Here is a 13,253-nt window from a genome sequence, read left to right as displayed (position 1 = left end):
AAATAGATATAAATTAATAGTAATGGAGGAATTAATATGCAAGTTAGAGGTTCAGACGATACACTACAATTTGCGGATAAATTTAGAAATTATTCAAAAGAAGATGGACATGCATATAAAAAAATGAACAACAAAAAATTCGTTCTTAGAAGAAAAAGTAAATTATATTGTCCAAATTGTAAAACAAAAAATAATTTAAACAGTATTTATTGCAAGGAATGTGGAACTTTATTAGAAGATATTAGCAAGAGAACTTATGATTTTAGTATATCAAATATATTATCAAACATAAGTCTAAAAGATAGTTTTAAGGTGGCGGGATTTGCAACGTTAATACTATTTGCTATAAGTATAGTATTAAAATTAATTTTAAGGGTGTCATTAGGAAATTATGTTTCTTACATAAGTACTTTTGATTTACTTTTATTAATAAATGGTGGAAATTTAAATATACTTACTAATGCAAATAGTATGATGAACTACGGTAATTATTATAATTTTGCATTTCAAATTTGCTCATTAGCGCTTTTAGTATTGCCAGTGATATGTATGGTTGTTTCTTATAATATATTTATGAAACAAAAAAATACTGATGAATTAACATTAGTTAGACAAGCTATAGGAGTAGGAGTGATATATGGAATAATACTTACAGTATTAGCTCTTGTGTCTAAAAATAGCTTATCTATAGGTGGAGGATATCTATCTTCGGGATACAGTTTAGTATATGGAGTTAGTTTTTTAAGTGTTTTAGTTAGAGGTATTTTATTAGGATTTTTATCAATTTTATATATTGGAACAAAAAAAGAATATATACAAAACAACATGTATTTAGGAATATTTAAACAAGTAGTAAATACAGTATTTTTAGGATATTTTATAGTATTTGTACTTTTAGTTTTAGGATATTTTATAGGTTTAAGTTATGTATATGAATTTGGTATTTCAGGTTCTATCTCAAATATAAATATATTCGTAGTAATTAGCCAATTGGCAGCATATATTTGGGGATTTGCAAATTTAAATCCTGTAACTATAGGAAATCAAAATTTATTCTTAACAAATATATTTTCAACTTCCTTAAGTATAGATTTTAAATTATGTTTAATAGCATTTATTGCTCTATCAGCTTTAATATTATTGATATCAGGAATAAAGCTAAACAACAAATATAAAACTCACGCTAAAAAGACTACATTAATATTTAGTGGATTTTATGCAATCTTAATGGGAGTATTAGCTGTATTTACTTGTGTAAATGTAAATGGAGGCTCATTATTGGGATATAATGTACAAATGAATATGAGCATAATTTTTACACTTATAATAAGTTTTATTTACAGTTTTATAGTAACTTTTATAGGATTTAAATTAAATAATTGGGATTAATAAAAGAGAGGTATATAATAATGAAATCAAATGATAAAACAATAAATCGTAAGTTTATAAATATAGAACATAGATCGAAAAAATCTCAAATAGAAAAAGAAATTCAAGATTTTGAAGACAAAAAAAGTGAAAAAATTATGGAGCTTGGAATCTCAGCATATGAAAAAATAAGAAGAGGTCTTATAGATGAAAGTATATTTGGAGAATTAACTTATGAAATAAAAAAACTAGACTTAGAAATATACAACAGAATGTTAGATATAGCAAATATAGAAGGCCACGATGAACATACACCTATTTGTGAGTGCGGTTATATATCAAAAAATAATGAAAAATTCTGCCCTAATTGTGGCAGGGAGATAAAAAAAGATAGGGAATTTATATTATGTGATGTTTGTGCAAGCAAGATAGATTCTGATTCTAAGTTTTGTACTTGTTGTGGCTCTAAAATAATTAAAAAGAAAGATACAGACTTAAATAAATACGAGTATGACTGTGAAGAACAATTTGACTACAATGAAGAAGTAGCTGAAAATGATGATGAAATACAAGTATATGAAGGTGACGATTTTGAAAATTATACAGAACCTAAACATATAATTGAGATAAAAGAAAATAATGATGATTTTGAATTTGATAAAGAAAAATTAAATAAATAAGGTTTATCTAATAAATAATGTGAATTAGGATAAAGTAAATCAAAACTTATAGCATTATATATAAATACTCTCTGATATAAAACCATAAAGGTTTTGATTGGAGAGTATTTTTATTTTATACATAATCAAAAAGTTTACAAAAACTTAAAGAAAAAGATACAAAATTGAAAGGTTTCAGAAGGTGAAAAATATATTTAACTGTGTTAAACTATAATAGTATGAATAAACTTGGAGGGATTAAAATGAAGAAAGATAAAGTAAGGTCTAAAAAAAGGGAATACGACACCTGTAGTATTACTATGGAGCTAGAGAAGCCTTTACTTTACGAGGAAGAGCAAGCAGAAATTGCAAAAAAAAGAAAAAAGCTTAAGAAACAATCGATGAATAAGGCTATAATAAAAGCCGTTTTAATTTTATTGATTTGTTCAGTGTTAGGTTTTTTTATTTGGCTAACTAGCTACTATGCTCCAACATCAGAAGCAGAAACTTATTTGAAAAGTGATGATGCTGTAACAGTAAGCATAGACAATAATTTTATATGCTTTACGCCTACAAACATAACACCAACAAAAGGATTCATATTATATCCAGCAGCAAAAGTAGATGCTAAGGCATATGCAAAAATTTGCAAAATGATATCACAACAAGGTTATCAAGTTGTTGCTGTAGATATGCCATTTAATTTCTCTGCATTTGGTAAAAATAAAGCCAATGAAGTTATGAACAAATACAACAATATAGAGCATTGGGTTATAGGTGGTGATTCACTAGGAGGTCTTGTTGCGACAAGATATGTAAATTCAAAGCTAGATAATATTGACGGTGTTGTATTAATATCTTCATATCCATCAGATTCATATTTAAAAGAAGTTAATATGAATGTTTTATCAATTTGGGGTAGTAAAGATGGTGTAATAGATTTCCAATCTTTAATAGATGCGAAAGAAAAATTACCACCAGATACTACTTATGTTGAAATTGAGGGTGCAAATCATTCACAATTTGGTGATTATGGAAAATACAATAATGATGAGAGTGCTTTGATAAGTGGAGATGATCAAAAACAAAAGACAGTTGACAGTATTGTAGAATTTATGAAAAATATAGACTAGATAAAAGATTGATATAGAAGTTTTAATATTTAAATTTCTACATCAATCTTTTTTTATTTTTAGATTTGTTTATATAGATTTAATGCACTCCAATTGCTCTTTTTAGGGTCTTTTTTAAATGCATCTATAAACCAAGTAATGTCTTTTTTAGAAATGCATTTTAATAGACATAGTAAAATTACATACACTATAAAAATAAGGATACCTTCAACAATTAAATTATTAGTATTTAGAAAATGAAACAACTCTTTTATAGCTAAAGATGAAATAGATATAGATATAATCGGTTTTATAATCCAATTAAAAATAGAAAAATCCAGTTTTGTGACTTTTAAAAGTCTATTAGCGCTTAATGAGAAGTTAAGTGTTGTACTTATAAATAAAACCATTATAAAGCCCTCTATACCGAACATAGGAATTAATAAGTTTATAATAAGTATTCTAACTGTCATATCTATTAAGTTATATCTCAATGTATAGACTTGTTGATCTAATGCATTTAAACTACCATCTACAATTCTATCGAGATACATAAAAGGTATTAATGGAGCTAATATTTTAAGCATAAGACCGACTTCGCTATTGTGATACAAACTTTGTCCTAATTCGTTTGAATAAACCATAAAAAATCCCGTTGAAAATAATGCTATTATAAGCGTGAATTTTATTACTTTTGATATTACAAAATTAACTGATTTTTGTCTGTTTAATACGTTATATTGTGCAATTTCAGGTATTATAAGCGTTGAAAATGAAGCTAAAAATATTGATGGAAAATTTAAAAGTGGCAATGCCATACCTTTAATTACACCGAATATTGATAGAGAAGTTGCTGTTGATGAACCGTATGATTTTAATGCTTTAGGTATTAAAATATCTTCTATTGATCTTAAAAATGTCTGTACATATGCACTTCCCGCAATAGGAAGGGCAACTGAAATTAATTCTGTAAATATAGTTTTTTTCGATGTTCTCATTTTAATAGCAGGCGAATTTTTCTTTTCAAATATGTACATAAGGTAAGCACAAAAACATGCTATAATACTTCCTAAAGTCATGCCGAGAGTTATGTAAGAACAAGTATATTCTAAATTTGCAGTTGAAAAAGAAGTTATAAAAAAAGTAACTATAACCATCATAGTTATATTTTCTATAAAATCAGCAGTAATACTTTTTATAACTTTTCTACAACCATAAAAATACCCATTAAAACAAGCAGAGATACCTATAAAGGGCATACTAAATGAGAGTATTTCTAGAGGAACTTGAGCTCTAATATCTCCTATTAATACCGTACTTATAAAGTGAGAGCCATAATATAAACCTAAGGCAGATATAGAACTAAAAAATAATGTATATATAAAACCACATCTAAGTAAACGCCTAATTTTATCTTTGCTACTTTTTTTACCGATTTCTTCAGCAATAAGCCTTGTAAGTGTAACCCTAATACCAGAAATAGCTATAGTCCATGCAAAAACATTGATGCTCATAATTAATTGATAAAGTCCCATACCTTCACTACCAATTTGATTAGATAAATATATTCGAAATACCATACCTATAAGGCCTAAGGTCATGGTAGAAAAGGTCAATAAAAATGTGTTTATAATTAGATTTTTTCTCCTCATAAGTTTTTCTCCTTTAAATTCAATATATTTATTTATATGATTTATAATTGAAAAAAATTTATGAAATTTATAGTACATATTATATTGTTGATGAAAATGTAAAAAGAGTGTAAAATTATTTCTAATAGAAGGAAAAGGAGAAATGGTTTGGATAATATCTCAAAAGCTAGAAAAGGAAATAAAAAAGCTATAAAGCAAGTTATAAAAGATAATATTGAACAGATGTATAAATTGGTATTTTTACATACTAAATATGAAGATGATGCTAAAAGAATATTGACAGATACGATGTATTTTATTGAGGATAATATGTCTAAATTAGATGAAAACCAAAATATTATATTATGGTTGTACAAAATAACTATTATAAATACAAATAATTTTTTAAAATATGTTGGTATGCTAGATAAAGATAAAAGTTTAGATAAATATTATTGTGATGGAAAAATAAATTTATATGAAGCGATTGATTTATTAGATGTAAAATATAAAAATGTAGTTATTTTTAAATGTTATTTTGATCTGTCTGATGAAGAGATAGGGGAAGTATTAGATTTAAATACTGATACTGTTAAAATTTATTTTAGACAATCATTAAAAAAAATAAAAGCAAGTGTGGGTGAATATTTATAAATGGAGGAAAAAAAGTCGTATAATATGAAAAGTGATATATCTAATATTGACATAAATATAGATGAAGATATAAAAAAAGATATTAAGGATTTCTATTTTTCAAAGAAAGATTTAGAGAATATAAAGATTCCACTAGATTTAGATGATATAATCGATGAACCTTTTAAAGAAGAAAAAAAAGAAAAAAAATCTTATTATTTTAGTTGGTTTATTGATTTATTATTAGTATGCATAATATTATTGCCGATAATAGGAATAATTAAGCCAAATATATTTATGAAGTTTGGTAATATATATCCTATATTTCTTAGAACTCATAATTTCTTAGAAAAAGATAATTTAATGAAATTATTAGGTGGAGAAGTAGAGTCTATGGATTTAAATAATGCTAAACCAAGTCTAATAATTAAAGAAGATGAGGTAAAAGATCCTACTTCCAATGCAGATGAATTAAATTTAATACATTCACTTGCAAATACGCTTATAAAAGCTGAATATAAGTGGGAATGTACAGAAGTCACGCCAAATACAATTGAAAAAGCACTTTCAGGTATTGATTATATAGAAGATAGATATCAAAGGATTTATTTTAGAAGCAGCTTGGAAAGTTGGAAAGAAGGAAATTTCTCAAATGCTATAGAGGTACATAATAAAGTATGGTCGATGCTTGAAGGTAATGTAGGTGAAGCGTATGATTTGGATGAAGAGAGTATAGAAAAGATAAAAGAGAAATATTTTAAATAAAAAACTGCCTTATATTAGAATGGATTTTGTAATATAGGGCAGTTTTTATTTGATGTAAATTATATTATTTTAATTCTGTTAATGCTTCTCCACTTAAATCATCTAAAGTATTTCTACTTAAAGGATAATAATAATTTTTATCTTTTGCTTCAATTAAAATAGCTTTTTTAGCAATATCAGAGTCTACTGAATGTAAAAAAACAAGAGCATCACAATTTTGTATAAATTCAGTTATTAATTGTTTTGAATTTTTATTTATAGAATATGTCTTTTTTTGTTTATCATATTTACAATCAACTAGATAAATTGGACCTATTTTTTGGTTCGTTTGTATAATTGCGGCACTGTTGTAAGTGGAAGATAGCTGACTATAAACAGGTTTTTTATCTTGTAGATTTACTTTTTTCATAATTTGTTCAAAATCTACATCGCCATCATTAATTGATAATATATAACCTTTTAGTTTTAAATCAGATATTTTTTGATTAGATTTATCTTCGCTATCATCAATTTTAGTTCCAGAAGGAGAATCTAATTGATCAGTTTGCGCTTCTAAGGTATTACTTTTTAAGTTATTTTTTATAACGAATCCACTGATAAGTATAATAGCTAGAAAAATTATAATATATACTACTCTTCTTTTTTTCATATAATCACCTCCTGTATAATTATAGAATTTTTAAAAATAGAATAAATTTATGTATCTTTAAAAGTATAACACAAAATGCCAATAAATTCCTATAAAATCGAATGTGAATTTTAATTAAATAAAAATATTTAATGTAGAAAATATTAAAATAAAAATTTATTTAAAAAGCATTTACTTAATATTATTATAATTAAATAAATGCTTTATTATTTATACTTTTATGTAAGTAATTTGATTGCCATGGTTTTGTATAACTTTTACAAGGTCTTCTAGTGAAATCCATAGAGTAGACGTATTTGTATTTGGATGTACTCCGATTTTCTTTTCGCCTATTAAATCCTCGTCTATTAAAACCTGTACTTCACAGTTTGTATCATTTAAGATTCCAAGGGGAGTTACAGAGCCTCTTGTAAGATTTAAATATTTTTTTAGCCTTTCTTCAGATGCAAATTTAAGTGAAGTAGAATTGATTTGAGTTTTTATTGATTTTAAGTTTGCTTTTTTATTTTTATCCATGACTAAAAGATAGTGATTTGTTCCATTTGAATTTCTTAAAAATAGATTTTTAACGACATTTCCTTCAAGCATAATTCCAAGTGTATTCATATCTTCTATAGTAAATACAGCTGGATGCTCGGTTATATCGTATTTGATATGTAATCTGTCTAACGTTTCTAATACTATTTGTTCATTATTGTCATTCATATAAATTCACCCCTAATACATTTAATTTAAGTTTTAAAAATCTTAAATTAAATATTTCCTAATTAAAACAAAAATATACTACATATAAAAATATAGTATAATAAATATATTGATAATAATACTATATAAAAGAAATAGTTACAAGATTTATGGATTTGTAAGATTAAAATATTATTTGATATTATAGCTGATATTGAGTATAATTGAAAAGGTTAAAAAATCTAAATCAAACAAAATTCTATTTATAATCTATAAAAGTTTTTTGTTTGATAATGAAAGAGAGTAAAATAAAATGAAAAAAGATTTATTTAATGGAAAAAGATTAAAAATTGCTAGGGTATATAGAGGCAAAAGTATAGATATTTTAGCAAAAGAAACAAATATAAATAAAAAAGATATATTAGCTTTTGAAGAAAATAAATATAAACCAACTTTAGAAAATGCATTAAAATTATCTAATATACTTCATTTTCCAAGAGAATATTTCTATGATAATGAAAATATAAAAGTTTTAGTAGAGGATTCACACTTTAATCCAAATTCTACACTGCCAAGAATGGAAGAAATATCATACAAAGAAAAATTAATTATGTTAAGAAAATTATTTTTATTCTTTGAAGATTATATAGGTTTCCCACAACTAGACTTACCTAATAATTTACATAGAGGAGATTCTATGGAAGTTCTTTCTCAAAAAATAAGAGAGCATTGGGACTTATGGGATGACGAAAAACCAACACCTTTAAATTTAGGTGATATAATGACGGCAAAAGGTATAATAATAAGCTATATGAATGTTAATAGAAGGGGTGCAAGTCCTTTTACTCAAAAGCAATCAGTAGATAAAAATACAAAATACGTTATTGCTTTAGGTGGAGATAAAAATATTGCGCCTATAAGAAATCATGACTTAGCTTGTGAATTAGGATATATAGTTAGTGATATACTAAATATACCTTTAAAGAAATTTGACTGTGAAGAATTTGCTGCTGAATTTTTACTTCCAAAACAAGCATTTTTAAATAGTATTCAAGAAGCAAATGAATTAGAAGACTTTGTTAATCTAAAAGCTAAATGGGCAGTACCTGTTAGTTTATTAGTTTATAGAGCATATAGTCTAGGTGTAATAAGCTATAAAAAATACAATTATCTACTTAACGATTGGCAACAAAGAGGTTGGAATAAAGTTGAACCACTAGATGATAAGTTTAAATTAACTGACTCATCATTACTAAAAATGGCATATGAAGCTTTAATAGAAAATCATATAGTGAGCAATGCAACTTTAATAGATAAATTATATTCTCAAGGGATAACTTTATATCCAGAGGATTTAGAGATATTAATGGATTTAAAACCAAATACATTACAAACAAAAAACAATAAAAATAATGTAAAAAAAGTTGATTTTAAAAGAAAAAGAGCGTAAAAAATACCCCCTTGTTTTAACAAGGGGATTTTTTAATCTTAAGGAAATTATATATTATCCGGTTTGTGGATAATGTATAATTTCCAACATATTAACTAAAGCAACGGAATCGCCGATTCGTTGGCGCCATGAGCGAAGCGAATTTTAAGCAACGGACGAAGTCGTTGGCGCTATGAGCGAAGCGAATTTTTTTATTTGTACAAATCAACTCTTCTAGCAGACAGAAGTGGGAGTTCTTTTCTAATTTTGTCTACATAATCTAAGTCTAATTCGATTATTTTATATCCTTCTTTTTCATTCATTTTATATAAAATATCGCCCCAAGGAGATACAACTAAAGAGTTGCCATATGATATATAACAACTATCAACATCTCTGCTAGGTGCACAACCTATTGTATAGACTTGATTGTCTACAGCTCGTGATCTAAACATTAAATCCCAATGGGCAGGACCTGTAGTCATATTAAAGGCAGCGGGAACAATTATAATTTTTGCACCATCTTGTGCCATTAATCTTCCAAGTTCGGGAAATCTAAAATCAAAACAAATACAAAGTCCTATTTTTCCAAACTCAGTATTAAATACAGTAATATTATCGCCAGGTGTCAATGTATCAGATTCTTTAAATGCTTGTCCCCCTTTTACATCTATATCGAATAAATGAACTTTTCTATGTTTTCCTATTTTTTCTCCACTTCTATCAAATACATATGAAGTATTATAAACTAGATTATTTAAATCTTTTTCAGGGATAGAGCCACCTACTAAATATATATTATTTTCTCTCGCCATATTAGAAAGTTCTATAAATGATTTTTCACCTTCAAATTCTGCATATAATGGGAAGTTACTTGTTTTATAAGGAGTAGTAAACATCTCTGGAAGAATTGCTAAATCACAACCATCATTAGCAGCCTTATTTACAAATTTTCTAGCTGTCTGTAAATTCTTATCTTTATCTTCTTCGACATGCATTTGTATCAATGCTACTTTTATTTTATTCATATTTCTATTATCCTCCTAGACTTTATATATTTTATATTTATTAATAAAATGGTATATAAGATTTTTATCAATGTCAAACGAGTGAGAATTAATTAGCGAGAAAAACTATATATAAATATACATACAAATATATATTTAGAAAATTCAAAAATATGCTCGATTAATATACATATCCGGGTAAAAGTATAGTATAATGATAGAAATATACATGATAGTATATAAAAGGGGGAATACTTATTATAATTAAGTAGTTATAAATAAAAAGCAAGGAGATAATTTATTATGTCACAACTTCCAAAAGTGGGACAAAATCTTAGACGATTGAGAAATGGTTTAGGGTTGAGTTTAGATGAAGCATCAAAATTGACAGGCGTTAGTAAAGCTATGCTAGGGCAAATTGAAAGAGGAGAATCAAGTCCAACTATATCGACATTATGGAAGATTTCATCTGGATTAAAAGTTAATTTTATATCTTTATTGGACGATAATAGAAATCAACTAGTTTTAGTAAAAAAAGACGAAATACATCCAATTAAAGAGGAAAATGGTAAAATGATAATATATCCTATATTTCCATTTGATTCGAAAAATGGGATAGATGTATTTTTAGTAGAATTATATCCAGATTGTAGTCATGTATCAGCTATACATAAAAACGTCTTAGAAGAAATGATTCTCGTATCAGAAGGGACATTGACTATCCAAGTAGAGCAAGAGGTATATGAATTAAATAAAGGAGACAGTTTAAAATTTGGCGGGGGATTAAATCACATATATATGAATAAAGGAAATGAAAAAGTTTTATTTCATAATATAGAAATATATAAATAATAAAAAATGGGCTAATCTTAATAAAATTAGTCCATTTTGTTTTTACAAAGCTTAAAACAGGTATCATAATTTTATAAAAAAATCATATAAACAACTAAAAATTAATAACTTATGATATAATTATAAACATGTAAAATAATAGGGGGAAATTTAATTTGAAAAAGAAACCAATTATATTTTTGATATTGATTTTATTAATTTGTTCTCTATTTATGCCACTTACTGTTAACTATACAGGTCAAAGTAAAATCTTTAATTCTAGTAGGTTAAATAGATATACTTCATTAACTAGATTAGAGAATATTTCAAATCAATATATAACAAGTTATAAACAAAATGTAGGATTTGAATTAAAAAATGATCTAGGATTAGTTGAAGGAATTAAAAATGGAGTAGTTGTATTTGGAAATTATTTTAGAAATATTATTACAGGCACTATTTTAGATTATAAAAATGGCTTTAATAATGTAAGTGGGGATATGAAGATAGTATGGATATTTTTCGGGCTATTTGTTGAAATAGCTAAGAATATATTATTTTCATCTTTAGAATTAGTTGCAATTATTTTAATATTATTATCACAGGCAACTAGTAGCTATAATTATATATTATCTTATTTACTTACAATTTTATTTATAATAGGAATTACATACGTTTTTAAGAAAAAATAATTTAAAACTTGTGGAGGAATATATTATGGAAAGAAGTACAATAAGTCAAGCAATGTTAAGAGTATCTGAATTAGAGAGAATATACAGAGATAAAATGTATACTATGATGAGACTTGAAAATATAGTACAAGAGTATATATTAGAATCAGATGGAACTAGATATGATTGTAATGAGGTTGTCGACTTTAATAGAGAATTTGAGCTTATAATAGAATTAGGTCAAGAGATTTCTACAATAAAAACTAATATATCTAAGGCAAATAATGAAAATTATATAGAAACAAAAAACGGTAAGCTAAGCCTTCAAGGCACATTAAATAGAATTAAATATCTAAGAGAGCAAGTCAATAATTTTGAAAATATTTTAGATGGTGTTAAATCATCAAAAGAAAGAAAAGTAGATGCAGCGGCAACTTCTGTTTATTATAGAGTTAAAGAACCGAATTTTAATAAAAAAGAGTTGAAAAAGTATTTAGAAGATAGAAATGAAGAAATCTTAGAGCTTGAAATTGCATTAAATAAAGCTAATAATGAGATTTTAATAGATATAGATTAATAGAATTTTTATTCTTTTAATAAATATGTGTGCAAATTAAAATACTATCTTTAGTATACTTGAGGTATAAATGAATATAACAATTCACAAATTAAAATATAACATTTAAACCACATATATTTTTTAACAAATTAAAATTTATAAATTACAAGTAATACAAAGGGAAAAAATTAAAATTATATAAAATTAAAATTTAATTTTGCACACATAAGGCACAATATATAATTTATATTGTGCCTTTAATTATATAAAAATTTTAGGGGGATTTTATGAGAGAGATTGAATTATTGAAAGAATCTAGAGATTTATTAGAAGAGGTAGATAAATTAATAAGTCAAATGGGGAGTTTTGAGATGGACAAAACAGAGTTTGATATAGATGAAAAAAGACAGTTATTGATAGTTACTGTCAATAATTCAGAAACTGATGTATTTACATACAAAAATGCATATGAGTTTTTATATGAATATATGTTAAATATGCATAGTGATAATATAGAGTATTTAAGAGAGAAATATGAAGATTTATTTGATGAGATGGATGTAAATGACTGGATTATGAAAAGGGGATATATTGAATATATAAACTTGAGAATAAAGAAAATATATATAAGGCTTATGGAAATTTCAGAGCTATAATTTTTGACAATAAAAAATGCCATATAACATATAATATTTGGCATTTTTTATTGTAATATTGTGGATAAATATGATTTCCTTAAATATGTTTAAAATAAATCTACTTTTTAGGGTGTTTAAATGAAAATTTATAAATAATGTCTTATATCTTTTGCAAAATTTTCTTCAAGTTCTGCTAAATCATAGCATAGTCCTTTTATAGATTCTAATGCAGTTGGATATTGATTCATATATTTATTTATAGATTTTATACCCATATTACATCCCTCTGTCATTAAATCAGCGATTTCTTTATCGTGTTCACCTTTTATAAGTTTAAAATTTATTTTCATATGGCTCATAGCTTTAGCCATAGTGCTAGGTTGTTCCTCTGCACATCCAAATTCATTTAATTTATCAGTTATTTTATTTTGAAGTTTTTGGTGATCATTTAAGTATTTTACTATAATATCGTATAGCTTTTTATTTTCTACTTTATCTAGGATTTGCTCGATAGAATCAATACCCATCTTACAACCTGCGTCACATTCTTTTAGTAAGTTAATTGTATCTTCGTTAGGCATAATAAACTCCTTTACTTTTTATTATAGAGTTATTAT

The 13,253-nt window shown here is 25.5% G+C and carries 15 protein-coding genes; 10 read left to right on the top strand and 5 right to left on the bottom strand.

Annotated elements, in window-relative coordinates:
- Nucleotides 1-36: 36 nt before the first annotated feature.
- From ABCM86_RS04165 to ABCM86_RS04155, 3 genes are all read left to right on the top strand, one after another.
- Nucleotides 37-1,389, top strand: coding sequence for a zinc ribbon domain-containing protein (locus tag ABCM86_RS04165; protein ID WP_295677597.1), 1,353 nt, complete (start codon nucleotides 37-39; stop codon nucleotides 1,387-1,389).
- Nucleotides 1,390-1,409: 20 nt separating this feature from the next.
- Nucleotides 1,410-2,048, top strand: a complete 639-nt coding sequence (locus tag ABCM86_RS04160) for a zinc ribbon domain-containing protein (RefSeq protein WP_295677596.1) — start codon at nucleotides 1,410-1,412, stop codon at nucleotides 2,046-2,048.
- A gap of 242 nt (nucleotides 2,049-2,290) precedes the next feature.
- Nucleotides 2,291-3,160: an alpha/beta hydrolase gene (locus tag ABCM86_RS04155; RefSeq protein WP_295677595.1), complete on the top strand. Its 870-nt coding sequence runs from the start codon at nucleotides 2,291-2,293 to the stop codon at nucleotides 3,158-3,160.
- A 59-nt stretch (nucleotides 3,161-3,219) separates the two neighbouring features.
- On the opposite strand, the gene ABCM86_RS04150 is transcribed toward ABCM86_RS04155, so the two are convergent.
- Complete coding sequence (locus ABCM86_RS04150) at nucleotides 3,220-4,791, bottom strand: polysaccharide biosynthesis C-terminal domain-containing protein (RefSeq protein ID WP_337814698.1); 1,572 nt, start codon at nucleotides 4,789-4,791, stop codon at nucleotides 3,220-3,222.
- A 147-nt stretch (nucleotides 4,792-4,938) separates the two neighbouring features.
- Between ABCM86_RS04150 and ABCM86_RS04145 the strand changes: the two genes are divergently transcribed.
- Nucleotides 4,939-5,424, top strand: a complete 486-nt coding sequence (locus tag ABCM86_RS04145; RefSeq protein ID WP_195929702.1) for a sigma-70 family RNA polymerase sigma factor — start codon at nucleotides 4,939-4,941, stop codon at nucleotides 5,422-5,424.
- The gene (locus ABCM86_RS04140; protein WP_343003535.1) at nucleotides 5,425-6,168 is read left to right on the top strand and encodes a DUF6241 domain-containing protein; all 744 of its coding nucleotides are present in this window, start codon (nucleotides 5,425-5,427) and stop codon (nucleotides 6,166-6,168) included.
- Between the two features lie 64 nt (nucleotides 6,169-6,232).
- Here the strand turns inward: ABCM86_RS04140 and ABCM86_RS04135 are convergent, their stop codons facing one another.
- Nucleotides 6,233-6,817, bottom strand: coding sequence for a hypothetical protein (locus tag ABCM86_RS04135; RefSeq protein ID WP_195929704.1), 585 nt, complete (start codon nucleotides 6,815-6,817; stop codon nucleotides 6,233-6,235).
- A gap of 210 nt (nucleotides 6,818-7,027) precedes the next feature.
- A complete protein-coding gene (locus ABCM86_RS04130) occupies nucleotides 7,028-7,522 on the bottom strand; it encodes a prolyl-tRNA synthetase associated domain-containing protein (RefSeq protein ID WP_295777915.1) in 495 nt (164 codons plus the stop codon).
- A 292-nt stretch (nucleotides 7,523-7,814) separates the two neighbouring features.
- Here ABCM86_RS04130 and ABCM86_RS04125 point away from each other — a divergent pair, with 292 nt between their 5' ends.
- Nucleotides 7,815-8,951: an XRE family transcriptional regulator gene (locus ABCM86_RS04125; RefSeq protein ID WP_295573817.1), complete on the top strand. Its 1,137-nt coding sequence runs from the start codon at nucleotides 7,815-7,817 to the stop codon at nucleotides 8,949-8,951.
- Nucleotides 8,952-9,142: 191 nt separating this feature from the next.
- Here ABCM86_RS04125 and ABCM86_RS04120 read toward each other — a convergent pair whose 3' ends face one another.
- On the bottom strand, nucleotides 9,143-9,958 hold the full coding sequence (locus tag ABCM86_RS04120; protein WP_295777514.1) for a carbon-nitrogen hydrolase family protein: 816 nt from the start codon (nucleotides 9,956-9,958) through the stop codon (nucleotides 9,143-9,145).
- 282 nt (nucleotides 9,959-10,240) lie between these two features.
- Between ABCM86_RS04120 and ABCM86_RS04115 the strand changes: the two genes are divergently transcribed.
- The 4 genes from ABCM86_RS04115 (at nucleotide 10,241) to ABCM86_RS04100 (ending at nucleotide 12,654) form a co-directional block, all read left to right on the top strand.
- Nucleotides 10,241-10,789 carry an XRE family transcriptional regulator gene (locus ABCM86_RS04115; RefSeq protein ID WP_330643937.1) on the top strand — a complete coding sequence of 183 codons (549 nt, stop codon included), beginning with the start codon at nucleotides 10,241-10,243 and terminating at the stop codon, nucleotides 10,787-10,789.
- Nucleotides 10,790-10,944: 155 nt separating this feature from the next.
- Complete coding sequence (locus tag ABCM86_RS04110) at nucleotides 10,945-11,460, top strand: hypothetical protein (RefSeq protein ID WP_195931729.1); 516 nt, start codon at nucleotides 10,945-10,947, stop codon at nucleotides 11,458-11,460.
- Nucleotides 11,461-11,485: 25 nt separating this feature from the next.
- Nucleotides 11,486-12,016 carry a hypothetical protein gene (locus tag ABCM86_RS04105; RefSeq protein ID WP_295675167.1) on the top strand — a complete coding sequence of 177 codons (531 nt, stop codon included), beginning with the start codon at nucleotides 11,486-11,488 and terminating at the stop codon, nucleotides 12,014-12,016.
- A gap of 269 nt (nucleotides 12,017-12,285) precedes the next feature.
- Nucleotides 12,286-12,654, top strand: a complete 369-nt coding sequence (locus tag ABCM86_RS04100; RefSeq protein ID WP_295573823.1) for a hypothetical protein — start codon at nucleotides 12,286-12,288, stop codon at nucleotides 12,652-12,654.
- Between the two features lie 128 nt (nucleotides 12,655-12,782).
- Here ABCM86_RS04100 and ABCM86_RS04095 read toward each other — a convergent pair whose 3' ends face one another.
- A complete protein-coding gene (locus ABCM86_RS04095; RefSeq protein ID WP_295675163.1) occupies nucleotides 12,783-13,217 on the bottom strand; it encodes a DUF2383 domain-containing protein in 435 nt (144 codons plus the stop codon).
- Nucleotides 13,218-13,253 lie beyond the last annotated feature (36 nt).

This window comes from Clostridium sp. 2218st1_F5_2218SCRN_220325 (assembly GCF_039062665.1).
Lineage (GTDB): Bacteria > Bacillota > Clostridia > Peptostreptococcales > Peptostreptococcaceae > Intestinibacter.
Note: the sequence above shows the minus strand (reverse complement) of the source record. Positions and strands in the feature narration are given on the sequence as shown.

Coding starts and splice junctions, on each gene's coding strand:
- ABCM86_RS04135 (WP_195929704.1), bottom strand. CDS start 6,817: ATGAAAAAAAGAAGAGTAGTATATATTATAATTTTTCTAGCTATTATA.
- ABCM86_RS04120 (WP_295777514.1), bottom strand. CDS start 9,958: ATGAATAAAATAAAAGTAGCATTGATACAAATGCATGTCGAAGAAGAT.
- ABCM86_RS04115 (WP_330643937.1), top strand. CDS start 10,241: ATGTCACAACTTCCAAAAGTGGGACAAAATCTTAGACGATTGAGAAAT.
- ABCM86_RS04100 (WP_295573823.1), top strand. CDS start 12,286: ATGAGAGAGATTGAATTATTGAAAGAATCTAGAGATTTATTAGAAGAG.
- ABCM86_RS04130 (WP_295777915.1), bottom strand. CDS start 7,522: ATGAATGACAATAATGAACAAATAGTATTAGAAACGTTAGACAGATTA.
- ABCM86_RS04160 (WP_295677596.1), top strand. CDS start 1,410: ATGAAATCAAATGATAAAACAATAAATCGTAAGTTTATAAATATAGAA.
- ABCM86_RS04125 (WP_295573817.1), top strand. CDS start 7,815: ATGAAAAAAGATTTATTTAATGGAAAAAGATTAAAAATTGCTAGGGTA.
- ABCM86_RS04140 (WP_343003535.1), top strand. CDS start 5,425: ATGGAGGAAAAAAAGTCGTATAATATGAAAAGTGATATATCTAATATT.
- ABCM86_RS04150 (WP_337814698.1), bottom strand. CDS start 4,791: ATGAGGAGAAAAAATCTAATTATAAACACATTTTTATTGACCTTTTCT.
- ABCM86_RS04165 (WP_295677597.1), top strand. CDS start 37: ATGCAAGTTAGAGGTTCAGACGATACACTACAATTTGCGGATAAATTT.
- ABCM86_RS04095 (WP_295675163.1), bottom strand. CDS start 13,217: ATGCCTAACGAAGATACAATTAACTTACTAAAAGAATGTGACGCAGGT.
- ABCM86_RS04105 (WP_295675167.1), top strand. CDS start 11,486: ATGGAAAGAAGTACAATAAGTCAAGCAATGTTAAGAGTATCTGAATTA.
- ABCM86_RS04155 (WP_295677595.1), top strand. CDS start 2,291: ATGAAGAAAGATAAAGTAAGGTCTAAAAAAAGGGAATACGACACCTGT.